Annotated in this window: 26 protein-coding genes; 14 read left to right on the top strand and 12 right to left on the bottom strand. The window is 42.4% G+C overall.

Annotated features, from left to right (window positions below; genetic code table 11):
• Positions 1 to 49: 49 nt before the first annotated feature.
• The 3 genes from A0128_RS04905 (at position 50) to A0128_RS04890 (ending at position 3032) form a co-directional block, all read left to right on the top strand.
• Positions 50 to 916: a bile acid:sodium symporter family protein gene (locus tag A0128_RS04905; protein ID WP_069606487.1), complete on the top strand. Its 867-nt coding sequence runs from the start codon at positions 50 to 52 to the stop codon at positions 914 to 916.
• Positions 917 to 1295: 379 nt separating this feature from the next.
• On the top strand, positions 1296 to 2018 hold the full coding sequence (locus A0128_RS04895) for a hypothetical protein (RefSeq protein ID WP_245667201.1): 723 nt from the start codon (positions 1296 to 1298) through the stop codon (positions 2016 to 2018).
• A 45-nt stretch (positions 2019 to 2063) separates the two neighbouring features.
• Positions 2064 to 3032: a DMT family transporter gene (locus tag A0128_RS04890; protein WP_069606485.1), complete on the top strand. Its 969-nt coding sequence runs from the start codon at positions 2064 to 2066 to the stop codon at positions 3030 to 3032.
• 71 nt (positions 3033 to 3103) lie between these two features.
• On the opposite strand, the gene A0128_RS04885 is transcribed toward A0128_RS04890, so the two are convergent.
• On the bottom strand, positions 3104 to 4510 hold the full coding sequence (locus tag A0128_RS04885; protein WP_069606484.1) for an Lcl domain-containing protein: 1407 nt from the start codon (positions 4508 to 4510) through the stop codon (positions 3104 to 3106).
• A 489-nt stretch (positions 4511 to 4999) separates the two neighbouring features.
• Complete coding sequence (locus A0128_RS04875; protein WP_069606482.1) at positions 5000 to 6721, bottom strand: SpoIIE family protein phosphatase; 1722 nt, start codon at positions 6719 to 6721, stop codon at positions 5000 to 5002.
• A 196-nt stretch (positions 6722 to 6917) separates the two neighbouring features.
• On the opposite strand from A0128_RS04875, the gene A0128_RS22435 reads away from it, so the two are divergent.
• The 6 genes from A0128_RS22435 to A0128_RS04850 all read left to right on the top strand — a co-directional run bounded on the left by A0128_RS22435 (position 6918) and on the right by A0128_RS04850 (position 9983).
• A complete protein-coding gene (locus A0128_RS22435) occupies positions 6918 to 7052 on the top strand; it encodes a hypothetical protein (RefSeq protein WP_282433219.1) in 135 nt (44 codons plus the stop codon).
• A 95-nt stretch (positions 7053 to 7147) separates the two neighbouring features.
• Positions 7148 to 7417 (top strand): DUF736 family protein, encoded by a 270-nt coding sequence (locus tag A0128_RS04870; protein ID WP_069606481.1) that lies wholly within the window; start codon positions 7148 to 7150, stop codon positions 7415 to 7417.
• Between the two features lie 72 nt (positions 7418 to 7489).
• The gene (locus A0128_RS04865; RefSeq protein WP_069606480.1) at positions 7490 to 8092 is read left to right on the top strand and encodes a LemA family protein; all 603 of its coding nucleotides are present in this window, start codon (positions 7490 to 7492) and stop codon (positions 8090 to 8092) included.
• 20 nt (positions 8093 to 8112) lie between these two features.
• Positions 8113 to 9012, top strand: a complete 900-nt coding sequence (locus tag A0128_RS04860) for a TPM domain-containing protein (protein WP_069606479.1) — start codon at positions 8113 to 8115, stop codon at positions 9010 to 9012.
• 13 nt (positions 9013 to 9025) lie between these two features.
• Positions 9026 to 9592, top strand: coding sequence for a TPM domain-containing protein (locus tag A0128_RS04855; protein ID WP_069606478.1), 567 nt, complete (start codon positions 9026 to 9028; stop codon positions 9590 to 9592).
• Positions 9593 to 9596: 4 nt separating this feature from the next.
• Positions 9597 to 9983, top strand: coding sequence for an MmcQ/YjbR family DNA-binding protein (locus A0128_RS04850; RefSeq protein WP_069606477.1), 387 nt, complete (start codon positions 9597 to 9599; stop codon positions 9981 to 9983).
• Between the two features lie 31 nt (positions 9984 to 10014).
• Here A0128_RS04850 and A0128_RS04845 read toward each other — a convergent pair whose 3' ends face one another.
• The 3 genes from A0128_RS04845 to A0128_RS04835 all read right to left on the bottom strand — a co-directional run bounded on the left by A0128_RS04845 (position 10015) and on the right by A0128_RS04835 (position 11628).
• Positions 10015 to 10353: an antibiotic biosynthesis monooxygenase family protein gene (locus tag A0128_RS04845; RefSeq protein WP_069606476.1), complete on the bottom strand. Its 339-nt coding sequence runs from the start codon at positions 10351 to 10353 to the stop codon at positions 10015 to 10017.
• 67 nt (positions 10354 to 10420) lie between these two features.
• Complete coding sequence (locus tag A0128_RS04840; RefSeq protein ID WP_069606475.1) at positions 10421 to 11194, bottom strand: helix-turn-helix domain-containing protein; 774 nt, start codon at positions 11192 to 11194, stop codon at positions 10421 to 10423.
• 35 nt (positions 11195 to 11229) lie between these two features.
• Positions 11230 to 11628, bottom strand: coding sequence for a SufE family protein (locus A0128_RS04835; protein WP_069606474.1), 399 nt, complete (start codon positions 11626 to 11628; stop codon positions 11230 to 11232).
• Positions 11629 to 11870: 242 nt separating this feature from the next.
• On the opposite strand from A0128_RS04835, the gene A0128_RS04830 reads away from it, so the two are divergent.
• Positions 11871 to 12884, top strand: a complete 1014-nt coding sequence (locus tag A0128_RS04830) for a zinc-dependent alcohol dehydrogenase family protein (protein WP_069606473.1) — start codon at positions 11871 to 11873, stop codon at positions 12882 to 12884.
• A gap of 46 nt (positions 12885 to 12930) precedes the next feature.
• Here the strand turns inward: A0128_RS04830 and A0128_RS04825 are convergent, their stop codons facing one another.
• Genes A0128_RS04825 through A0128_RS04810 form a run of 4 tightly spaced genes read right to left on the bottom strand, consistent with a single transcriptional unit; the run spans position 12931 to position 15936 of the window.
• On the bottom strand, positions 12931 to 13602 hold the full coding sequence (locus A0128_RS04825) for a methionine ABC transporter permease (RefSeq protein ID WP_156781771.1): 672 nt from the start codon (positions 13600 to 13602) through the stop codon (positions 12931 to 12933).
• The gene (locus tag A0128_RS04820) at positions 13599 to 14621 is read right to left on the bottom strand and encodes a methionine ABC transporter ATP-binding protein (RefSeq protein WP_069606472.1); all 1023 of its coding nucleotides are present in this window, start codon (positions 14619 to 14621) and stop codon (positions 13599 to 13601) included. Before A0128_RS04820 ends, A0128_RS04825 begins: the two co-directional genes overlap by 4 nt.
• A 6-nt stretch (positions 14622 to 14627) precedes the next feature.
• On the bottom strand, positions 14628 to 15458 hold the full coding sequence (locus tag A0128_RS04815) for a MetQ/NlpA family ABC transporter substrate-binding protein (protein WP_069606471.1): 831 nt from the start codon (positions 15456 to 15458) through the stop codon (positions 14628 to 14630).
• Between the two features lie 55 nt (positions 15459 to 15513).
• A complete protein-coding gene (locus tag A0128_RS04810) occupies positions 15514 to 15936 on the bottom strand; it encodes a YeeE/YedE thiosulfate transporter family protein (protein WP_069606470.1) in 423 nt (140 codons plus the stop codon).
• Positions 15937 to 16326: 390 nt separating this feature from the next.
• On the opposite strand from A0128_RS04810, the gene A0128_RS04805 reads away from it, so the two are divergent.
• Together A0128_RS04805 and A0128_RS04800 are read left to right on the top strand one after the other, a co-directional pair.
• Positions 16327 to 17481 carry a TauD/TfdA family dioxygenase gene (locus A0128_RS04805; protein ID WP_069606469.1) on the top strand — a complete coding sequence of 385 codons (1155 nt, stop codon included), beginning with the start codon at positions 16327 to 16329 and terminating at the stop codon, positions 17479 to 17481.
• Positions 17482 to 17484: 3 nt separating this feature from the next.
• Positions 17485 to 18393: a bile acid:sodium symporter family protein gene (locus A0128_RS04800; RefSeq protein WP_069606468.1), complete on the top strand. Its 909-nt coding sequence runs from the start codon at positions 17485 to 17487 to the stop codon at positions 18391 to 18393.
• Here the strand turns inward: A0128_RS04800 and trhO are convergent.
• On the bottom strand, positions 18390 to 19493 hold the full coding sequence (gene trhO, locus A0128_RS04795; protein WP_069606467.1) for an oxygen-dependent tRNA uridine(34) hydroxylase TrhO: 1104 nt from the start codon (positions 19491 to 19493) through the stop codon (positions 18390 to 18392). The two genes, A0128_RS04800 and trhO, sit on opposite strands and share 4 nt — an antisense overlap.
• 203 nt (positions 19494 to 19696) lie before the next feature.
• Entirely contained in the window at positions 19697 to 20377 is a 681-nt protein-coding gene (locus A0128_RS04790; RefSeq protein ID WP_069606466.1) for a hypothetical protein, read from the bottom strand.
• 183 nt (positions 20378 to 20560) lie between these two features.
• On the opposite strand from A0128_RS04790, the gene A0128_RS04785 reads away from it, so the two are divergent.
• Both A0128_RS04785 and A0128_RS04780 read left to right on the top strand, forming a co-directional pair.
• Positions 20561 to 21340 (top strand): DNA alkylation repair protein, encoded by a 780-nt coding sequence (locus tag A0128_RS04785; RefSeq protein ID WP_069606465.1) that lies wholly within the window; start codon positions 20561 to 20563, stop codon positions 21338 to 21340.
• Between the two features lie 33 nt (positions 21341 to 21373).
• Complete coding sequence (locus tag A0128_RS04780; RefSeq protein WP_069606464.1) at positions 21374 to 22306, top strand: LIC12353 family lipoprotein; 933 nt, start codon at positions 21374 to 21376, stop codon at positions 22304 to 22306.
• A gap of 33 nt (positions 22307 to 22339) precedes the next feature.
• Here the strand turns inward: A0128_RS04780 and A0128_RS04775 are convergent, their stop codons facing one another.
• Positions 22340 to 23503 carry an acyltransferase family protein gene (locus tag A0128_RS04775; RefSeq protein WP_069606463.1) on the bottom strand — a complete coding sequence of 388 codons (1164 nt, stop codon included), beginning with the start codon at positions 23501 to 23503 and terminating at the stop codon, positions 22340 to 22342.
• Positions 23504 to 23637: the final 134 nt, after the last annotated feature.

Raw genomic sequence — 23637 nt, 5'->3', positions numbered from 1 at the left:
GAGATGAAAGTTTTTATACAGAGTTTGAAACAAAAAATAGGTTTATATTATGGAATCCAATTTGCTAACAGCCGTGTTTCTTCCGCTCGCGTTAGGAATCATCATGCTCGGAATGGGGATGTCCCTGACGATCGACGACTTCAAAAGAATTTTTATTCTTCCCAAGGCCGTATTAACGGGCCTCACCTTACAGTTGTTACTCTTACCCGTCGCGGGATGGATCATCGCCGACTTTTCAGGTCTTCCCGGAGAATTGGCGGTGGGTTTGATGTTGCTCGCGATCTGTCCCGGAGGAGCCACTTCAAATCTGATCACTCATCTCGCAAAAGGAGACGTGGCCCTTTCGATCACGTTAACCGCAATCACGAGCTGTGTTACGGTTGTTTCGATCCCCATTCTTCTCAATCTTTCTATGCATCATTTTTTGGGAAGCGGCCAGATGATCGAACTCAACGTTCCGCAGACGATCTTACAGATTTTTTTAATCACGGTTCTGCCGGTTACAATCGGAATGATTCTCAACGCCAAAAAACCGGATCTTTCTAAAAAGTTTGAAAAGGTAGTAAAACTTCTTTCAGGAATCTTTTTAGTTTTGATCATCGCGGGAGCGATCGTAAGAGAAAGACAAAATATCATTCCATACTTTATCGAAGTCGGACCTGCGGCCTTAGCCCTCAACTTACTTACGATGGTTCTCGGATTTTTCGGAGCTTCTTTGATGAAAGTTACAAAAGCACAGAGGACTTCCATCACGATCGAAGTCGGGATTCAAAACGGAACCTTGGGAATCGCAATCGCTTCCTCAATCTTGAATAACGCTGCAATGGCGGTCCCTTCCGCGATCTATAGTTTGATCATGTTTGCAACCGGAGCGATCTTTTCGGTTTGGATGCATAGAATTCCGGACGAAGCCTAAGATTCTTTTTTTCAAAGATCCAATCTTAGTTCTGATCCGATTCCGTTTGTCTTCGAAGTTTGAAAAGTTTTCACGCTCCGAAGACAAATGATCCATTCTATTTTTATGATATGTTTGTTTACTCGAAATGAAAAGTCCGCAAGGAGCGAACAAAAATCAAATCTTTGTTTGAATCGAAAAAACCGAGAGTGGCTTCTAAAAGAGAAATACAATTCTTTTTCTTCCGAGTCACTTGTTCCGACAAATTATTTTTTCTTAAAAAACACTTGAAGTCCGTTTCGGCATCGCGGGAAATTCTTGACTTTTCCGCGTTGTTAAATTCTACGAGAGCCGACTTTTTTACTTGGAAATTTTTTCCGAAAAGATAATAAAAACGAAAGTGATCCCGACGAACAAAGACAGAACGAAGAATCTTTCAAGATTCAACAAAAGCATTCTTCTATTATTTTGTATTTTTATTTTTTCCTGTACGATGGTCGGTTTTCATCGAACAGCGATTCGGGAAGAGATCGATTTCGGAAAAGAAGAAACGGTTAAACTCTGCGTCTGGAAGGACAAAAAAATTTCTAAGGAAGAATTGGAAGAACTGATCGCAGACTGGAACGAAGAATTAAGACTCTACAAAATTACGATTTTATTAAGCGAAGTGAGAGAATGGGAGCGTCCGGGCTGGACCGGTTCCGCGATCATGGATCAGATTTTCACCGCCGATCTTCCCGTCTCCTGCGATCGACTTCTTGCGGTCGCGGGAGGAAAGTTAAGCGACACCGCATTCGAACTCGTAGGATTATTTTTCGCGTTTTTTGGAATTCCGAGTTATCAAATTTTAGGCGCGGTCGAAACCAAAACGGGTACAAGAGGATATATTCTCGGACAGACAAGGACTCTTTCTCATTGGTTATCCGGAGGCGCGAAAGGAACCCTGATCCACGAAGGTTATCATCTTTTAGGATGCGGACATTCCTTTTTCCTAAGTAGTTGTTATCTTCAGATTCAAAAGATCAAAGAGTTAAAACGGAAGAATGCGGAACAAGGAGAACCATTCTTTCCATCCGTAGACGAGGACGGTCAAATTTTTCTTAAAAACCCCTGGCATTCTTAGGATTTGTTTTCTTTCATTGCATAGCCTCTTTTCAAGGATGGATCTATGGAAGTATCCGAATCAAAATGGAAACCTTTTTTAGGTGCCTCTCTGATCCTGGCCGGAGCCGTTTTTTTTTCCGCCAAAGCGATCTTTGTAAAACTCATCTATAGATACGATGTGGATTCGATTACGGCTCTTACTCTCAGAATGTTGTTCGCGATTCCGTTCTTTGCTTGGATTGCGTTTCGTTCTCGGAAAAAAGAGAATTCGGTAAAACTTTCCAACAAGGATTGGAGCCTCATCTTCGCGCTTGCGTTTCTCGGATACTACCTCGCGAGTCTTTTTGATTTTATAGGTTTGGAATATATCTCCGCCGGTTTGGAAAGACTCACCCTCTTTGTCTATCCCACGATCGTACTCGTAATCAGCTCTTTCCTTTACAAAAGAAAGATCAAAGGAATCGAAGTTTTCGCAATTGTTCTCACTTATTCCGGAATCGCGGTCGCGTTCTTGGGAGATATTCAAACCGAGGGTCCGCAAGCCGCAAAAGGTGTGCTCTTCGTGTTCGCCTCGGCGGTAGCGTATTCTTTATATCTTGTCGGAAGCGAATCCCTGATTCCAAAAATCGGATCCGTGAAGTTTACTTCTTACTTGATGCTTCTTTCCGGTTTGATCGTAGTGATTCACTTTCTGATTACAAAAGATCTTTCTCTTTTGGTTCAGACACAACCGGTTTATCTTCTCGGATTGGCTCTCGGAGTTTTGACCACGGTCATACCGGCTTACTTTACTTCGGAAGGAATTCGTATGATCGGTTCCGGTCGTGCGGCGATCGTCGGCTCTGTAGGTCCGATTTCCACCATTCTTCTTGCCTGGATATTTTTAGGAGAACCCATCACTTCCACGGGAATCGCGGGAACGTTTCTCGTTTTGGCCGGAGTTCTTTCGATCGGAAAGAAAAAACAGAATTCTAAGATTGTAAATTCTAAAGAAAAGGAAACTTCCGATAGAATCGATATTCCAGAAAATTAGAATTTATCTATATTCTAATTTTAGAATTTTCTAAAATAACTTTGTAAAAAGAAAGAAAAGAAATTCTTTCGTCACGGTCCGTCTTTCACACAACGGACCGCCTGGGTATAAACCGCATTGGACCTTGAAAGCCTGGCATATTGAAAATCGAAAGTAAAAGTTCCGATATCACCGGCAAGTAGACTCACATTGCTCATCCAAGAACTTCCGTAATTTACGTTATTCGGAAATACGTTAAGATCGATACCGTTTGTCCCCATGAGCAAATCGTATCTTGCGATCGACAATTGTTCGCGGACGTTCGGAATTCTCCAGCGGCTTCCGGTCGTCGGTAAGGAATTACATTGTATCAGAGCATTTTGCCAAGTAAAGAATGTGGCCGTAGAATTTTGACATTCGTTTCCTGATTGACCGACTGAACATTTTTGCCAGAGAAGATTCGTATTTACGTCCAGAATCGTTCCGTCTCCAAGGTCCGTAAAATTTTGAGCCGGATAACTTCCGCCTGCCACACAACGAACGGGAAGAATGCCTACTTCATCGGCAGTCTCGTTGTTTCCATTGTTATAATTAAAAGTCCAACGTCTGGGAATTGTAGAAGCGGGATCCGCTAAAGAACGAGACCAAAAAGTTTGATTTCCATCGGGGAAAACTGTCAAGTCGATGTAAGGGGCCGCTGTGTCATAAGAAGCCAGAGTGAACTGCTCTTGCAGATCGGGTAGTCTCCAATTTTTCAAACCCGCGTATCCAACTGTGTTGAGATTGGAACAAGCGTTTCCTGCATCCGCATAAGTAAAAGTCGTAGGATCAGCTAACGCCGTACAGTCGACCGGATTTGTACCTTCCTTACAAGTTTTCCAAACCAATCCTGTGTTCTTATCGACCACCACGGGCTGGGAAGAATCATTCGATAGAGTTGTTCTTTCTAGAATCGGAGCGATTCCGGAATAATCCGCGTCCTGTCCGGGGAAAACTCCCTGTCCGCAGGCGATCACGGAAGACGCGCTATCAAAACAATTCGTCTGTCCCGCGTCGGTAATCGGAGTTAGAACGTTAACCGTCACCGTATAAATTTCTTTTTGACCGTTGCCGGCTACGACCTCGTAACTGACTGGAGAAGAAAAATCATTGGAGTTCCCTCCGCTCGTCTGCTCAATTCCTCCCACAAAAATCGTGGAACCCGAGGAAGATTCAAAAGTCGCTTTCAAACGGGTCACCGCGCCGAAAGGCATTCCTTGAATGAGAATCTGATTTCCGATTACAACTCCTGCATAATCTTTTAGAAGATGGTTATCCCCGGCCCGAAATTGAAAAGTTGTGATTTGTTTCCCGGTGCTAAAATTCTTAATATAATCAAAACCGGCGTTGAAGAGAAGACCCGCGCTCGAAGAAGAATCAAAACTCACACGATCCGCTTGGGCACAGTGAAAAAGTAAGAATCCCAAAAGAGGGAAAAAAATACGGATGATAGATTTCATGAAAGCGTTCTTTTATCTATAAAAACAAGCATCTGATAAGAATTTGATTATTTTTTTATAATCAGGAATAATTTTTAGCGCCGTTAGGCGCCATTTCCATGATTTTGAAACCTTTTTTTGTCAGTTAGGCGACTTCGCACTTTTAGCCAAAGAAAGCTTCGTTGAAAAGGAGAATTACTGAAGCGGAAAAATTGGGAATTCTGGTTCTCCTCCGAATGCAAAACTTAGGTAAGATGGAAATTAAATTCGAAAATTAGAATTTTGTGGGAACTCCTCTTTTCCCAGAAGGGGCTTCCCTCTTTCTGTAAAAAAAATGCTTCGTCGAAATTCTACCAAAAGCGGACTTCAAGTCCGATCGAAAGCCTTTTTTCGGTTGAATCAATTTGTCTGGAAAAGCAGATGCAACTCTTTGAATATAAGGAAAAAAAGATAAACTTCGATGACTCGTATTTTTATACTTTCTTCAAACGATAGAACGACTTTTCGGAATCAATAGATGTCCAAGACAAGAAGTGCGATATCGTCCCCAAAATTTCCACCGGAATACGCAAAAATATCCGAAACGATCAATTCGATATATTCTTCTATAGATTCGGCATCGAGATATTCTTCCAGAATGGAGATCAAACCGGGAAGATCTAAAATTTCTCCTTGAGAGTTGAAGATCTCATACATCCCATCGGAAAAGAATACGACTCGATCCCCGTGCAAAAGATCGATCGACTGATCATAGTATTCCGCGCCGTCAAAGGCGAGAAGAGGAAGATTCATTCCATCCAGTTCTAATTTTTTTCCGTCTCGAAAAAGAAGAATCGGAGGATGACCCGCGTATGCATAGATGAGTTTTTTAGTTTCCGGAATGTATTTTACTCGGACCGCAGAAATATGATGATCCACGACCAGAGATTTCAGGTCTTCTACGATTCTTATCAAACCTTCCGCGGGCGAAAGACCGATCCGAGAAGAATTCTTAAACGAGATGACCACCATTCCCGAAACCATCGCGGAGGAAATCCCGTGGCCCGAAACGTCAGCAAAAAGAATATCCATACTTCCGTCTTCATTCTGAATCGTACTGATTACATCCCCTCCTACTTTTTCAAAAGGACGAAAGTAGGTTTCCATTCGGAAGTAAGGAGAATCGGGAAAGGTCCGATCCACAAGAGAACGTTGTGTCAGTCTTCCCAACTCAAGATCATAGTGCATTCTATCATAAAAGGCGTTTAACGTGCCTTCTTTGTTTTTTCTATCAAAGGCAAGAAGAATCAAATCCCCGATCAATCCGAGAATGTTGATCTCCTCTTCGGTCCAAGTTCGATCTTTTCGCACCATGTCCAAACCGAAAAAACCGATTTCCTTTCCTTCGTAGGTAAGCCCGATCATCAGAAGAGATCGAATTCCCTGAGGAAGTAAAAGGTTTCTTACAAACGGATTCTCGTTTTGAATTTCTTCCACCGAATTGAGCGCGAAGTAACCGAACTTGCGGACCCTTTCAAATCGTTCCTTAGGAATTTCCTCCACTGGAATATTTTGAAAGTAGTCGATCTGCGAAGGAATTCCTTCCTTACACCATTCGTATGTGTTCGAGATGTGTTTATTCGTACTTGAGTATTCTATAATATAAGAACGATCGGCGTCGCAGATTCTTCCGGCCCTTTCCAAAGAATTTCGAATCGCCTGATCCAATTCTCTCGGCGGAACCGTGATAAAACTTTTGGAGATCTCGGTAAGATTGCTCTGTAAAAGAAGAGAGTATTTGAGTTTGTCTTCGCTCTTTTTGAGAGGAGTGATATCTCTCTGAGAACCCCAGACTTGAGAAAGTTTTCCTTCCTTTACGACGCCGACGACGCTATTGAGAAAGTATTTCGAATTTCCAAAACGATCCAGTTCTCTGGATTCTACGTCCTTCATGCTGTATCCGGAACGAACAAAGGTAAAAAAATGTTCCAGATCTTCGGGAGAATCGGAAGGAATCAACTGAGCCAGAGAAAGTCCCATGACCTCGGAAGCGGTATCATATCCGTACATTCTCGCCATAGAATCGTTACAGAGCGTTAGGCGGGCGTTTGCGAGAAGAAGGGAAACCTGTTCGGTTTCCGCCAAACCGGTGTCAAGCGGCACACTCAAATCAAAACACCAGATCCCTTCGGCGCTGCTGAGAAAAAAATCCCGATAACGCTCCAGTTCCATAGATTCCGATTTGATTCGCATAAAGTTCGATTCCGAAGACTACTGCCTTTATTGTTTCCGTCGGCGACAAAGGTCAAAGGTTTTATCTTATAAATTTCGAAAACCTTCCATTCCTCCCCGAAAAAGAAATCGGGGCAAAACAGAAAAAAATCCCTCTCCTCGTCTTTTTTGTCCCGGGGTTCCTGTATCCTGATTTTCAGATAAAGGAGCAAACGACATGGAAACAAACAATTCAGAATGGATGGACGAAAGAATCGAGGCGATCGCGGAAATCCTCGCGGATAAGCTGATCGAAGAAATCCGGAAAAGAGCCCTCGCAAAAGACGCGCTTCGCAATTCCGAAGCCGCCTAACTCGAACACTGCGGGAAAAGTAGGAATTCACACTTTCCGAGGATTTCAAAAAGATCCAAGGACAAAAAAGCCAACGTCAAAAGGAGGAAAAGAACATGGCAGAATACGCTCTCAAAGAAAAAAAAGGAAGTCTCTTTAGCAACGCGACCAAGGAAAAGGAAACTCAACCGGATTACACGGGAAAAGTCTTGCTGGAAGGAAAAACCTATCGTCTCGCGGGATGGATCCGAAAGTCAGCGACCGGAAGAAACTATCTATCCTTGAGTATCTCCGAGCCCAATCCCGAAAAAAAACCGGGCGGAAACCAAGCCGAAGAGACGGACGGGAACGACTTTACGGATATAGAAGAAGATTTTCCGTTTTGAAGAAAGAAAATTCTGTTTACGATCCGGGTCTAAGTGTAAAAGAATTACACCTCTACAGGAGCAAAGAATTTCTTGAAAACGAAGTTTCTATCCAAAGTATTTTTGGTTTCTATGCTGGTCCTTACGACCTTGGCTTCTTCCAATTGTGGTTACAACGCGATCCAAGAAGAAGACGAGGCCGTCACCGCTTCTTGGGCGGAAGTATTAAACCAATATCAGAGAAGAGCGGATCTCATCCCGAATCTTGTCAACACGGTAAAAGGTTACGCGGCTCAAGAAGAGAAAGTCTTGGTCGAAGTTACAAAAGCGCGCGCCGGAGTCGGTTCGATTCAAGCGGATGAAAAAACTCTCAACAACCCGGAACTTTTTAAAAAATACGCGCAAGCGCAATCTCAGATGACCTCGGCGCTTTCCAGACTTATGGTCGTCGTGGAAAAATATCCCGAACTCAAATCCAACGAAAACTTTCGAGACCTCCAAGCACAGTTGGAAGGAACCGAAAATAGAATCACCGTTGCAAGAAATCGTTATATACAATCCGTACAAAAATACAACGTAACGATTCGACAATTCCCGAGCAACTTAACCGCGAAGATCTTCGGATTTCAGACCAAACCTTCTTTTACGGTTGAAAACGAAAAAGAAATCTCCAAACCTCCGGAAGTTAAATTTTAAGAATTTTGAATCTACTTAGGATGAACAAAAAAGGTTTCTTCTTTCTCGGGCTTCTTTTGTTGACCGCAGGCTGGAACGTAAGAACTGAAAATTCTTCTTGGATTCTTCAAAGAGAAGAATGGAGAGCGGAAGATCCCGAAATTCCTACGCTTCGAACGCAGATCACTGACATGACTTCCACTCTTACCGATTCTCAAAAGTCAGTTCTCACAGGACGTCTCGTTCAGTTTGAAAAAAGAAAAGGAAGTCAGATCGCGGTCTTAGTCGTGGGTTCCACAAAAGACTGGAGCATAGAAGAATACGCGGTCAAAGCCTTTGAGAAGTGGAAGCTCGGGCGCAAGGGCGTTGACGACGGAGTTTTACTCGTCGTCGCGATCCAAGATCACAAGACAAGAATCGAAGTCGGATACGGATTGGAAGGCGCCGTCCCGGACGCGATCGCCAAACGTATCATAAGCGACTTTATGATTCCTCAATTTAAGAATGGGGACTACTACCAAGGAATCTCCGAGGGAATCGATCATCTCATTTCCACGATCAATGGAGAAGAACTTCCGGCCGCGAGCGGACGCGTCGCGGGAACGGATTCCGGATCCGGCGCCGACGATCTTCCTGAACTCCCGAACAAACTTATAACCGCCTTTATCATCTTAGTCGTAATCGGAAAAATCTTCGGATTCTTATTTGGAAACGGATTGTCCGGAGGAATCAGCGGAATCATTTTTATAGTTCTTGGTCTGTTTTGGTCCATCACACTTTGGATGTTGATCCCGGGCGCTCTCCTTCTCTGGTTCTTTGTCCTCGCAAACGGAGGAGGAATGGGCGGTAGCGGATCGTCTTGGGGTTCTTCTTCCGGAGGCGGATCTTGGAGCGGCGGCGGTGGAAGTTCCGGAGGCGGAGGAGCCTCCGGGAGTTGGTAAAGAGGATGCGAATATGACTTTCAAAAATCAGACAAAAGAAGAATCCAGATTCCTCAGAATCGGAAATCATCTTGTAGAATCCTTTTTTTCCGCGTTCTCGTTTTCTTCGGATAAATCCAAATCTTTTCTTTTCAAAAGATTCTTCAACAAAGAAGACTTAAAGAAAATTGAATATACTGTTTCCCTATCGGAAAAACTCCATACCGGAGAAATCAAAGTTATCTTAGAAGGAAATCTTCCACTTTTTAAAATTTTAGGCGGGCAGAGCGTAAAACAAAGAGCCGAAGAACTTTTTTCGGAAAGAAAAATCTGGGACACGGAAGAAAACACGGGAATTCTCATCTATATTCAGTTAGTGGATAGAAAGATAGAATTATTGGCGGATCGGGGAATTTATAAAAAGATAGGACAATCTACGTTAGACGAAATCTGCACTCGAATGGAAAACGGTTTTCGATCCGGGGAATATCTGCAAAGCGTGTTGAACGCAATCGAACAATTTACAAAACTTCTCCAAAAACATTTTCCCGCGAGAAAACAAAATCCGAACGAACTTTCCGATCGCCCCGAACTGATTTAAAAAGATGATCAAGATCGTTGCGTCCGATCCCCTTTTCGAACCGATCCGAAAGTTTGCGCTCTCCCTACCCTTCGCAAACGAAGACATCAAATGGGAAAAAGATGTGGTCTTCACGGTTCACAAAAAGATGTTCTGTGTTCTGATGACGGAAGAACCGTTTACAATCAGTTTCAAATGTAGCCCGGAAGAAGCGGAAATCCTTTCCCGGAAAAAAGGAATCATTCCCGCCCCGTATCTCGCGAGATACGACTGGGTTCAGTGTGTTTCTCTCAAAACCCTACCTCAGAAAGAATTAGAAAAAAGAATTCACAGTTCGTATCAATTGGTCTGGAACAAACTTCCCGCGAAGTTCCGAAAAACGAATTTAAAAAACTCGACCAATACATTTTAATTTTTGAATATTCTTATTTCCGATTCAATTTTTATTTCGCCCAATTCAAACGTGAGTCATTGACATCCGCTTCCTCGAAAATTCCCCTTTCGATAGAAATGCCCAAACGTTTGAGCATCGCAGGCATATCAAAACCTTGTTTCTCATACTCCGAAAAAACATTCTTCTTTGCGTTCTCGATCGCTTCCTGATCTTTCCAGACGGCGACCGTAACAAAAAAAAGTAAATCCCCTTCCTCTCTGGAATATGCAGAATCCTTTATGAACCCTGGGAGCGTTTTGATAAAATCACGATTGATTTTGACTCTTTGAAAAAATTCTTCCTGAGAAGATTTGGGAAGGATAAAACGGTCGATTAAAATTTTCTGCATTCTTTTGCACCTCTTGGGAATGAGAATACACGAGAATCAAAAATCAAAATTGTAAAAAATCAGGAATTTACCAAAAGGCGGGAGTTTTAAAAAAATCCTTCGGAGTCAGGCCCGTAAAGGTTTTGAAATCTTTGATAAAATGGGCCTGGTCAAAATAGCCGGCTTCTTGCGCCACCTCGGTCAACGTTTGAAAGGAAGAATAATGTTCGATGAGACTTTTCATTCTGATTAAGTTTGCAAATTGTTTCGGAGAAGTTCCGATCGTTTGTCTAAATCTTTTTTCATAAGAATCCCTGCTGATCGGCATTCCTCTCAGAAGTTCTTTTACTCTCAGATTGCCGTTTGTGTTTCGAATCCTCCGCACAGTTTCCAAAACGAGAAGATCTTCGTTGGCTTCGCGAAAAAGAGAATGTAAAAATCTTTCTAAGATCTTGATTCTTTCCTCGTTTGTTTTTGTTTCGAAAAGTTTGTCTTCTATCTCTGCGGCTTGGGACTTAGAAAGGAGTTGATCCAAAGACAAATTGACTCCGAAAATTTCGTTCATCGGAATTTTGAAAAATCGAACCGCCCCACCTTCTTGAAAATTAACAAGAAGCATCGAAGCCCCTTTCGAATATTGAATCAGACGAGAGTTTTTTCTAAGACCTGCGATTCCTAAAATCGGCGCGTTATTCTCCTTTGAATGTTCCATGATACGGACATTCCCGCCGATTCGAAAAGACAAAACCGCCGAAGAATTGGGAAGGACCCGATTCTCCTTCTCAGCTCCGCTTTCTATTACCATATAATCTCTGATATACGATTTCAAAAAACCGCTCGGACTGTATGTTTTGATATTCATAGATCTAAGAATTCAAATTGTTAAACGAAGACAAATCAACTATTTCTTAAAATATTCACCATGGAATAAAGACCGTTTCTTCTAGACATGGAAAGATGTTTGTCTAAACCGATCTCTTTTAAAAATTCGAGGGAGGCATTTTTGATTTCTTCTCTCGTTTTCCCTGAAAAAACTCGAATGAGAAGCGCGATCATACCGCGTGTAATCGCGGAATCGCTGTCAGCTTGAAAGACTACCTTTCCGTTTGTTTCTTCCGAAACGATCCAAACTCGAGACTGACAACCGGGAACAAGACGTTCCTGAGTTTTTAACGAATCAGGAATGGCTCCGAGTTCGTCTCCCATTTCAATCAAAAGTTGATAGCGTTCCTGCCAATCCGTACATTCTGAAAATTCGGAAACAATTTCTCTCTGAACTTCTTCAATGCTACTCATGATTTCTCTTTCCAGCTTTTCCAAAAGACACGTGCGAGCAATCAGAAAAAGGGAATCCTTTATTGGAATAGGCCATTCGTTTCTTAGACGATTCTTATCTCCGAGTAGAACATCGATTTCCGTTTAAATCGATTGAGAAGAATTCAAAAAAGAACTTACCGATGTAAAAAGTAAAAAATGAGTTTTCCTGGAAATGAATCCTCGAAAAAACATTCCAAGAGATCCGGGAGAAAATCGTTTTTATGAAAGTATATGAAATCCAAAATCAGTTCGGACTGGAAAGTCTAAAGATCGCGGAACGTCCGGATCCAACTCCGGCCCACGGGGAAGTTTTAGTTAGAATGAAAGCGGCTTCTCTGAACTACAGAGATTATCTGATGGCCATCGGAAAATACAATCCAAGACAAAAGCTCCCTCTAATCCCTCTCTCCGACGGCGCTGGAGAAATTGTACAGATCGGTCCGGGAGTTACGAAATGGAAAGTCGGAGATAAAGTCTGCGCCAACTTCGCTCAGACATGGTTAGACGGAGCGCCCGACGTCGATATGCTTAGAAATACTCTCGGAGGTCCCTTGGACGGAACTCTCTGCGAGTTAAGAATTTTTGGAGAACAGGGTTTGGTCCCCATGCCCGAAAATCTTTCTTTCGCGGAAGCATCCACTTTGCCTTGCGCCGCACTCACCGCATACACAGCCATCATAACGCATGGAAACATACAACCCGGAGCGACCGTCGTCGTTCAAGGCACGGGCGGAGTTTCCATCTTTGCATTACAATTTGCTAAAATGATGGGAGCCAAGGTGATCGCAACGTCTTCGAGCGACGATAAACTAAAAAAAGTAAAGGCCCTCGGCGCGGACGAAGTTATCAATTATAACGAAAAGACAAACTGGGATCGAGAAGTACGAAAGATGACGAACATGAAAGGAGCCGATCTTATCATCGAAGTCGGAGGGGCTGGCACCTTACAAAAATCGATCTCCAGCACAAAACCTTGGGGAACCATCGCGCTCATCGGCGTACTTGCAGGCGGCGAAAGCAACAACCTTTCCCTATTTCCGATTTTGATGCAGGGAATTCGGGTTCAGGGAATCATCGTTGGAAGTAAGAGAAATTTCGAAGATATGAACAAGGCGATCGACGCAAATAAAATCAAACCCGTAGTCGATCACGTCTATTCTTTTGAAGAAGCTCCAAAGGCTTTTGAAACTCTCAAAGCGGGAAAACATTTCGGGAAAGTTTGTATCGAGATCTGAGGATCCTCGATACAAACACATTCACCTTTTATAAAGTACTAAATTCTTATCCGGCTCTTTTATCTACTTTCTTTCGAATTGCGTCTCCGAACCATTGGATGAGTTGTACGAGAAGAATTAAGATCGCCACCGTCGCGAACATGATCCCGTCCTCGTATCGATAATAGCCAAAACGAATCGCAAGATCTCCGATTCCCCCGCCGCCTACAATCCCCGCCATCGCCGAAAAACCGAGAAGGCTCACGGTGGTTAGGGTAATTCCGGAAACGATTCCGGGTAACGCTTCCGGAAGAAGAATTTCTCGAATAATCAGTGTTAAACTAGCTCCTGTGGAAACCGCGGCTTCCAAAACACCTTCCGGAATTTCCCTCAACGCCGCCTCGACGAGTCTTGCCAAAAAGGGAATCGCCGCCACAGAAAGAGGAACGGAGGCCGACAAAGGCCCGATAGTAGTCCCTGTGATCCATTGTGTAATCGGCAACAAAGCTACAAGAAGAATCACGAACGGAATCGATCGGACCAGATTCGCGATCGTATTCAAAAAAGAATGGATCCAGCTATTGCGAATAAAAATTCCCTTGTCAGTCAAGTAGATCAAAAGTCCGAGGGGAATTCCAAAAAGAATCGCAGTTGAAAGTGAAATCCCCAACATCCAAAAGGTTTGTACAAATGCTTTTATAAATTCATCAAAAGGTAAATCTTGGAACATTAGATTCATGGAATATGATCCTCCACAAGAGCTCCCATTTCCGAAAACGCTTTCTTTAAATCTTCGGCTTCTCCGTTTCGATCCACTTCTAAAAAGAAAGTGCCCACAGGTTCTCCCAAAATCGTTTCGACTTTGCTAAAAAGAATGTTCGGAGTTCTTCCCGTGGATCGAATGACTCTCGCAAGAATCGGATTTTTCGCAGCTTCTCCTTGAAAGATCACTTTCAAAATTCTTCCCTTGGCTCCGGTAAACGTTTCCGAAGGAATTCCCTGATCGGAATCGGAACCGAGAATTTTCTTTGCCGCGTCCGATTTGGGGTTTGCAAAAAAAGAAACCGTTCGATCCAGCTCGACGATCCTACCTTGACTCATAATCGCGGTTCGATCGCAGATCTCTCGAACGACCGCCATCTCGTGAGTTACGATCAAAATTGTTATCACCAATTTCTCTCGAATCTGTTTCAAAAGTTTTAATATCGATCTTGTCGTTTCCGGATCCAACGCAGACGTAGGTTCGTCGCAGAGGAGAAGTTCGGGATGATTCGCCAAGGCCCTCGCGATACCTACTCTTTGTTTTTGTCCACCGCTCAATTGCGCGGGATAAGAGTTTTCCTTTTCTCCAATTTCGGTTAACGCGAGAAGTTCACGAACGCGTTCTTTGATCGCGGATTTGGAAAAACCTGCGACCTTGAGAGGGAAAGCGATATTATCAAAGACCGTTCGATTGGAAGCGAGATGAAATTGTTGAAAGACCATTCCGATCTTCTGTCTGTGGATTCTTAGATTTTTTCCCTTGAGCCTAGTTACGTCCTTTCCATGAATCAGAATCGACCCCTGGTCCGGTCTTTCCAGTAGATTCGGAAATCGTAATAGAGTACTCTTGCCGGCGCCGGTCGTTCCGATAATTCCAAAAATCTCACCCTTTGTAATGGTGAGATTTACGTTATCGACTGCGGAAAATAATTTCTTATTCCCGAGATCAAATGTTTTGGAGACGTTTCTAAATTCTAAAAATGAAGAATCAGTCATTCGACTTTATTTTTTTTCAAACCAATCCGGTTTTTGAAAACCTTTGAAGTCGGAGTCGATCACCTTCGCAAACTCGGGAGAATGAACCGATTCCAAAATGTCTTTTGCAAAAACCGCGTCTTTTTCGCCGGAACGGACTACGATAATATTTTTGTGTTCTTCCGCTAAGGATTCTAACTTTAACGCCTTTGTAAGATCCAAACCGGATGCGATCGCAAAATTTCCGTTAACCGCCGCGATGTCCGCACTCTCCAAAGACCTCGGGAGTTGCGCTGCTTCCAAAGGACGAAGTTCCAGTTTTTTAGGATTTTCGGTTACGTCCGATAAGGAAGCTTTCGCAGGATTTGCGTTAGGCGAAACCTTTAATAACCCCAATTCTTCAAAAAGTTTAAGAGCTCTGAGTTGATTGGTTGGATCGTTCGGTAGAGTCACGGTTCCGCCGCTTGGTACGGATTGAATCGTCTTACTTTTACCGGCAAAAATCGCCATCGGAGCGGTAGGAACGGAAATGATCGGAGAAAGATTCAGATTCTTATCCTTGGAAAATTTATTTAAGTAAACCGTGTGTTGAAAAAGATTCGCGTCAATATCACCGTTTTCTAATGCAAGATTCGGTTGGATATAATCGCTAAATTCCACGATTTCCAATTTGTATCCTTTCTTTTCCAAGTTCGGGAACACCGCTTTTTTCAGAAGGTTTCCATAAGGACCGGGGCAAATTCCGATCTTGAGAGATTTTCTATCTCCGGGAAGTTGAGGCGCTCCCGCCTTCTTACAATGAGAAAGGACAAGAACGGAAAGAATAAGGACCCAAAAACTGAGTTTGATGAATTTCATAAAAATATAACTCCTAAATTAGATTTATAAAACAACACAAGACAGGCAAGAATTTTCAAGATCGACGTTTCGGATTTAAAGGATAACTTCCAAGCAAGATTCCCGGAATCAAACCAAGCGCGAATACAAAGCCGGAAAGTGAACCTTCGGAAATTCCCGGAAAAAAATTTCCAAACGTACATCCGACCGAAACGCAAGCACACCAACCTAAAAAGATTCCTCCGCTAAAAGAAACACTCGCTTTGAGCCACGGAAGTTCCGGAATCGAAGGTTTGAATTGATCGAAAGTAAAAGAGAAAACGAAGGATTCGGCGATCACTTCTACGATGCGGACTTTTGGATTTTCCGGATTTTGTGAAAGCCATTCACTAGTCACAAGGACCTCGTCCGGTCCCGCAAAAACGGAATGAGAAGAATGAAACCAAAGTTCAGCCGGATTTTTTTCATAAAGCCTCCAAATGCCTTTTGGAAGAATCAAATTCTTTCAGATTTTAACTAAGAGGGAGAATTCAAGATTGCAAGTAATTTTCTGTTTTAACGGATTATTTTCTCGTAAAACGGCAGGGCTCAAAATTAGCGGAGCGTCGTTTGGATAAAATTTTATTCCATACAAACAAGATCTTTTCCATTCATAAAATGACTGAAATTTATGATTCTTAATAGAATTTTAAAGAGACCGCATTATTCAAGGGATTGGAGGAAAAATTTTTCTTTCACGGTTTGATTCGTTTTATTATATTTTTATTCTGTTATAACAAATTCTCCTTGTGCTTCAAGAAAACCACATTCTTATCGTATTTAAAAAATACCTTTTCCAAATGAATCCTTGAGTAGGATCTGGAAATCTTTTCGAGGGACGTTATTCACCATGGCGACAAAAACTCTTACTAAACCGAAGACAAAGGGAAAGACTCAGTCTAAGCCGAAATCAAAGTCGGTCGCTCCTAAAAAGACGAACGCAAAATCCGCTTTATCCTTACAGAAAGGTTTTCTGGATCCTAAAAATCCGTTACCGGTCGTTTATCAACCGAACTCATCGGATCAGGCGGATAAATCTTTTTTGATTCAATGGATCAAGTCCAACAAACGCACGTTAAGCGATGATCTTAAAGAATACGGCGCCATTCTTTTCAGAGGATTTGACGTCGTCTCTCCTCAGGATTTTGAAGACGTAATCTTAAACGTAGATCCCAATCTAAAAAATAATTATCTGGGAACTTCGCCTCGCAATCAGGTCACAAAGTATGCCTTCACCGCGACCGAACTTCCACCGGCGTATCCGATCATGCAACACGCGGAGATGAGCTTTTTGGATTCTCCTCCCCGGAAACTTTTTTTCTTTTGTGGTCAAGCTCCCGGTCAATTCGGGGAAACTCCGATTACCGATCTAAGAAAGGTCCTACAAGAAGTTCCTCAATCGATTCGTGATAAATTCGAGAAGGAAAGAATTCAGTATTCCAGAGTTTACAACGGGCCTTCCAATCAATCTCGCTTTCAATTTTGGAAAACCAAACGTTGGGATGAAATGTTTCAGTCCAAAAATCGAGACGAGGTGGAGAAGATTTCTAAAAAACAAAACTTCAAAGTGGAATGGTTCGGAGACGACAACCTTCGGCTGATCAACACAACTCTTGCGATTCGAAAACATCCTGAATTCAAAACCCTCGCTTGGCACAATCACTCGCAAGTGTTTCATATCGACGCCGCGAGAAAAGAATACTGGCATATCTTTGCCCGTCAGAAAACGATTCGTGGACTCTTTATCGGAATCGCTCTTGAAGTGTTAACCCTTCTCAAGAAGCTCACAACAAAAAAAGAATATCTGGATACGACTTGCAACTACGGAAACGGAGACGAAATCACTCCGAAAGAACTCGTTGAAATTCAAAAAGTATTCTGGAAAAATATTTCTCTCTTCTCTTGGCAAAACGGAGACGTTCTCGTGATCGATAACTATTCGGTCTCTCACGGAAGACATCCTTTTTCAGGGCCAAGACAAATTTACGTAGCCTGGGCGGATTGATCGATGCAGGAATTGGACGCGGTTCGGATTAACTTTCACGAAAGTGGATTGCTGTTTTTAAATCTCCTTCTGGGGTTGATCATGTTCGGGATCGCCTTGGAACTTAAATTAGAAGATTTTAAACTTCTTTTTAAAAAGCCGAAAGCGTCCATTACCGGAATTGTTTCTCAATTTCTGTTATTTCCGTTTGCGACCTATGTGCTGCTTTGGATTTTAAATCCTCCGCCCGGTGTTGCGTTAGGCATGCTTCTGGTAGCCGCTTGTCCCGGCGGAAACATTTCCAACTTCATTACGTCTCTGGCAAAGGGAAACACGGCTCTTTCCATTTCCCTTACGGCCGTTTCTTCCACACTCGCAATCGTCGCGACTCCGTTTAATTTCTTTTTTTGGGGGAATCTCTACCCACCCGTTCACAACGCGTTGAAAGAGATCACTCTCAATCCCTGGGATGTCTTTAAAGCCATCCTGATGATCCTTTTGATTCCGATCTCTCTTGGTCTTTTGACCAATCGTTTTCTACCGGCAATCTCGGCCAAAATCGAAAAGCCTCTCAAGCTACTTTCTGCCCTGATCTTTGCTGCATTTCTTGTCATCGCACTCGCGGCGAATTTCGAAATTTTCTTACAGGTCATCCATAGGGTCTTTCTTTACGTTTTTCTAATGAACTCGATCGGCTTTCTTCTCGGTTATTATTTTGCAAAACTTATGCGTCTGGACGAAAGGGACGCAAGATGTATTTCAATCGAAACCGGAATTCAAAATTCGGGACTCGGCTTAGTTCTCATCTTTGCTTTTTTCGGAGGACAAGGAAGTATGGCGATCATAGCCGCGACTTGGGGAATTTGGCACGCGATCGCAGGCGTGAGCCTTGCTTGGTTCTGGTCCAAACGGACAAAATCTTTAAACGTTTAGACGGTTTCGAAAGGATTCTGAGTTTTATAGAGTTCGGAAATTTTTGGACGGATTCTTGATTTGGTAAAGAATCGATTGTCGTTCAGTTTTCCCTTACGGATTTCTTTTTGTTTTTCCTTCGGCAAATGAAGAATCGTTCTGCATTCTTCCGTACAACAGCCTTCGAACTTTTCCGAACAACTCTCGCATTGGATAAAAAGAATATGACATCCGGGATTTGCACAGTTTACGTGACGATCGCTTTTTTGTCCACACTGGTGGCAAGTCGAGATGATTTCCGTTCCGATCTTTTCCTGCAAACGACCGTCGAAGACAAAATTCTTACCTTTGAATTTGGACTCTAATCCTTTTTCCGCGACTTCGTGTGCGTATGAAATGATTCCACCGTGAAGTTGATTTACGTCCTTGTATCCGTGGTGTTTCAGCCAAGCGCTCGCTTTTTCACAACGAATTCCTCCGGTGCAATACATTAGAATTTTCTCATCTTCTTTTCCGTTTAATAACTCCAGAAGCATTTGAAGTTCTTCTCTAAACGTATCGGATTGAGGTAGGAGCGCTTTTTCGAAATGACCGATCTCACTCTCATAATGATTTCGCACGTCGACGACGATCGTCTTTTCCGATTCCAGATGGCGATTGAATTCTTCCGCGGAAAGATGAGTTCCAACGTTAGTCACATCGAATGCGTCGTCGTCCAGGCCGTCGGCTACGATTTTTTTTCTGATTTTTAGATCCAGTTTTAAGAAAGATTCTCGGTCGTCTTCCACTGCGATCTTAAAGGGCATATTTTTGAATTCTTCTCTCGAATCCAAATTCTCCCTATACTTTTCAAAGTTATGAGAAGGAACTGAGAGTTGCGCGTTGATTCCTTCCCTCGCGATATAAATACGACCAAGAACGCCCAGAGATTCCCATTCCAGATAAAGTTGGTCCCGCAGGAGTTCCGTGTTTTCTAAAATGACATAACGATAAAAGGAGAATGTGGTTCTAGGAAAGTTTTCGGACTCAAGACGTTTTTTAAGAATTTCCTTTCCATAAATATTATGAAGAGGACGCCTTTTGTTCTTCGAGTCTTTTGCCGTTTCTTCCCGATTTGCCATACTTTCTTAACTCTGGGATTCAGACGGTTTCTGACAAGTCTTTCTTCCCATTATGGATCGACTTCCAAACGCTTTCCTTATTCTCTAAGGAACAAAGACAGCAAAAAAAGAAGCCGATCCATCTTGTCCGCTGAGAATTCAAAACTGTCGTTTTCAATCTTTATTTTTAAGAATTCCCGCGTAGGAACTTTCCGATTTGAGATTTACGAAACTTCGTAGATTCTCTTTGCGTCCAGCCGATGTCCGAGATAAGCGATCAAAGTATAAAGAACGAGAGCTTGGATCGCAAACGCATAGATATTATCCGGAACGGGAGCGAAAGGATTGATAAAGATCAGAAGCAAAAAAGAACCCGCGAGAATCTGCATTCCCCATTTTCCAGAGAAACCTTCTCCGTTTTTACTTCCGCTAAAATAATATACGAACGAAAGAACGGTTAAAGCCGCTTCGATTCCGACTGTGAGCCAGAGATTATTCCAAAGACCGAAGCCCAGCTTGGGGCCGGAATCCGAAAAGATCGGAAGATCGGGAGTGTGCACCGGTAGATCTAAAATAAAATGGGAAAGGACGGAGAGCGCTACCGCTAACGCGACCTTCCATCGATAAGAACCGATCTCCGACTTTAGATAAAAGTAAAATCCCAAAAAAGTAAACAGCGCCCACAAAACTCCGGCGACAAGACTGTGAGTATAAGGCATATAATAAAGATCGAATGGATTGCTCGCCGTAAATCCGGGAACCAATCTCATATGTTCGATTCCCAGCATGATAAAAACCATAAACAAAAAATCGACAAACTGAACTCCTACGAGAAGAGACCAGAACGGAGTCTTCGGAACGGTCTTTTTCAAAACCAAGGCAACGCTGTAATGTCCGATAAACATAGAATTCTCCTTTTTTGAGAGGTATCAAAATCGGACTGAATTCGATCCCCTTGTTAAACCGAAGTCAATCTTTTACCGGATTCTCGGATTTAAAAATTAAAAAGTCTTTTCTAATATTGGAAACTCATTCCGCATTCGAAAAATAGAATTGCTCGGAAGAACACGTTCGATTACCAAAGACCGATGAAAGATTCTTCAATTTCCTCGAAAGCTGAAAACGTTCGCAAAGCATTGCAAGAGTTAGGCGACCCGATCAAAGCGGACTTCCTCGCAGGATTCTTTAAGACGGGTCCCGGCGAATATGCGGAAGGGGACGTATTTCTCGGAATCACGGTTCCCAATCAAAGAAAAATCGCCAAACAACACAAAGACCTTCCGTTGCCTGAAATCGAAATTCTTTTACGATCGCCGATTCATGAAGAAAGACTTACTTCGCTTTTTATTCTTTGCGATCAGTTTGAAAAGGGGGATGAGAAAGTTCGAAAGAGCGTTCATCAATTTTATCTTAAAAATCTAAAACATGTGAACAACTGGGATTTGGTGGACTTGAGCGCGAGAGTTTTGATCGGAGATTATCTTTTGAACAAGGATCGTAAAATTTTATATCGACTCGCCAAATCGAAAAATCTTTGGGAAAGAAGAATTTCAGTTCTTTCCACATACGCGTTTATTCGGACTAAGGACTTTAAAGATATCTTAAGGATATCAAAAGAGCTTTTACAAGATCCGGAGGATCTCATTCACAAGGCCGTCGGATGGATGCTTCGAGAGGTTGGAAATCGAGATCTAAGGATCGAACTCGGCTTTTTGGATCGTTACGCCGCAACCATGCCGAGGACGATGTTACGTTATGCGATCGAAAAGTTCCCGGAAACGCTTAAAAAAAAGTATATGGCCGCGGGAAAAGCAGCAAAAGCGGTTCCAAAAAAGAAACGACCAAGCAAAAAGATACTTTACCCTTAAAAAGAAAAATTCATTCTAACCTTCGGAACTTTTATGAAAATCAAAACGATCTATATTCTTATTTTATTATATACTTTTTCGTTTATCAATTGTATCGGGAATCTCAAGGGCAAACCCACTCCTCCCGATCCGAATCTAAGCGGCCTCTATCTTTCCTCCGAAACCAACGAATGGGATAAGGATGGAAAACTAAAACTCGAAGTCCTTAGTATCTTTCCAAAGGCGAACGGCGATCTCGCGTTCGAACGGAAAACGATCGTACGTCTTTCGTTTATCGCAAGCGACAACAGAGAGGAATGGAGAATCCGATCCGGCGGAGTCGTAACGAGCCTGAACGAAATTCTCCTTCAAGAATCCTTATACCAAGAATATCACGTTCTTCACATGGGCGTCCGGGAATCGGATCCTAAAAAATGGAAACTCAACGAGATGGGAGCTCCCGCAAAAGTAAGAGAGGTCGGCAACGTCACTTCCAGCGGAAATCTTTTAGGAGAAATCGGACAAGACGGAAGAGAGCTTAAATTTTCTAAAACGATCTACCGTAAAATCGGCAATGCGTTTTTAGGAAGAGTTACGACCACCGTTAATCAAAAAAAACTCACACTGGACAATGAGATCACCGGAGTCGTCTTTTACAAAGGTGGAGAAAACGTCGAAGACAGAATCGTCGCCGTATTTTCAAAAACGGATTTTATCAGACCGGGAATGATATTTTTTGTAGGAAAGGAAAAAGTTTCCTGCAAGGTTATAGAAGTTTTTCAGCAATCGGCAACCTTGGAACCCGTTTCCAAAAAGAATTTATCCGTCGTAATCGGAGATCCCGTTCTTTTGGAAGGTATCGTGGACAACAAAGCGATCAATAAAAGAGCCACAGCGGACGAACTCATTCGTAAATTAAAATCCGATCCGAACGTGAGCAAGGAAGAATTGATCCGAGAAATCGAGAAATTGAAAAACGAAAGATAATAATTCAAAAGATTCTAATATTAGAATTTAGTGTTACTTTGAAATCATCTTAGAACGTAATTTCTGAAACGGATATTCGATGAGAATATAAAGTGGAAATGCGAGAAGAATGATAAAAACAAATACGATCAGAAATTGGGTCAAAAAAACGGCGACGGATTCCGGCTCCGATTTGATTCCCAAGATGGAAATGGCGACTCCTATCAAAACCAAATGCCAGAGATAGATCGTATAACTCAATCTTGATATGGGAACAAAAAATCTCAGACTCAAAAATCTGTGCAAAAATCCCTCCAAACGAACGATCGAAAGTATCAAAATGCCGGCAAAACCAATATTCAAAAAATTGTATTTAATCGTGTGTGTGAGAATATTGTTAGTCTGTTCGTGAATCCAATGCGCCGCAAGCAGGAGACAAAGAAAAAAGAATAAGCAAGAATAATAAACGAAATCGCTTTCTTTGAGCTTTCCCGCGATTCGTTTGTGATTTACATAAATGTCCATCGTGATCACACCGATTACGAGAGAGTCAAAACGAGTGTGAAAAGGAAAGTAGATTTCTTGAAAGTAGTCCGGAGAGGAATCACTCGTCTTTAGATAGACCCAAAACCGAGTCAGGGTCGGAATCAAAAGAAGAAGCCATAAAAATCCCTGTCTTACATTGGCTTCTTTCTTAAACAAAATCCAACCGCAGAAAAAAGGAAATATCAGGTAAAACTGTTCTTCCATAGAAAGGGACCAGGTGTGGATGTTAAAGCCCTGGAAATAATTTCCAAGGAAAACAAAATCTCCCCAGGAATTCATGAGAGAAAGGCTCAGACGATTTGTCTGCTGCAGCATTTCGGTTTTTTGAGCGACCTTCAAAGCGATCATCAAGAACACAAGACTGATCGTAATAAAAAGAAAATAGGCCGGGAAGATGCGAAGAGTTCTTTTTAAGAAGAATGATTTAAAATTGATTTTGCCGTTTCTCGTCCAATCGTTCCAAAGCCCCAATGAAATTAAGAAACCGCTGAGAACAAAAGAAAGATCTACTCCCGACCAGAAGAAAGATTCGGAATGAAAGGTTCCGAACTCTTCCCATACAAGAGCGTAGTGATTTAAAATGACTAAAATAATTGCGAAAGCGCGAAGTCCATTGAGTGATCGGATCTCCGACTCCCTATGAAACCATATATCTTTTATAAAAGCTCTCATGCTTTCTCCAATTTCATTATCAGAACTTTTAGCAATCGGCCTCCTGTCAAATTCAAATTAAAATGAATCAACTTGATCGATTCGGCTCACGTTGATCTTTTATCTTTCCCCTTATATACGTATCCAACATTCAA

This window comes from Leptospira tipperaryensis, assembly GCF_001729245.1.
GTDB lineage: Bacteria > Spirochaetota > Leptospiria > Leptospirales > Leptospiraceae > Leptospira > Leptospira tipperaryensis.
Note: the sequence above shows the minus strand (reverse complement) of the source record. Positions and strands in the feature narration are given on the sequence as shown.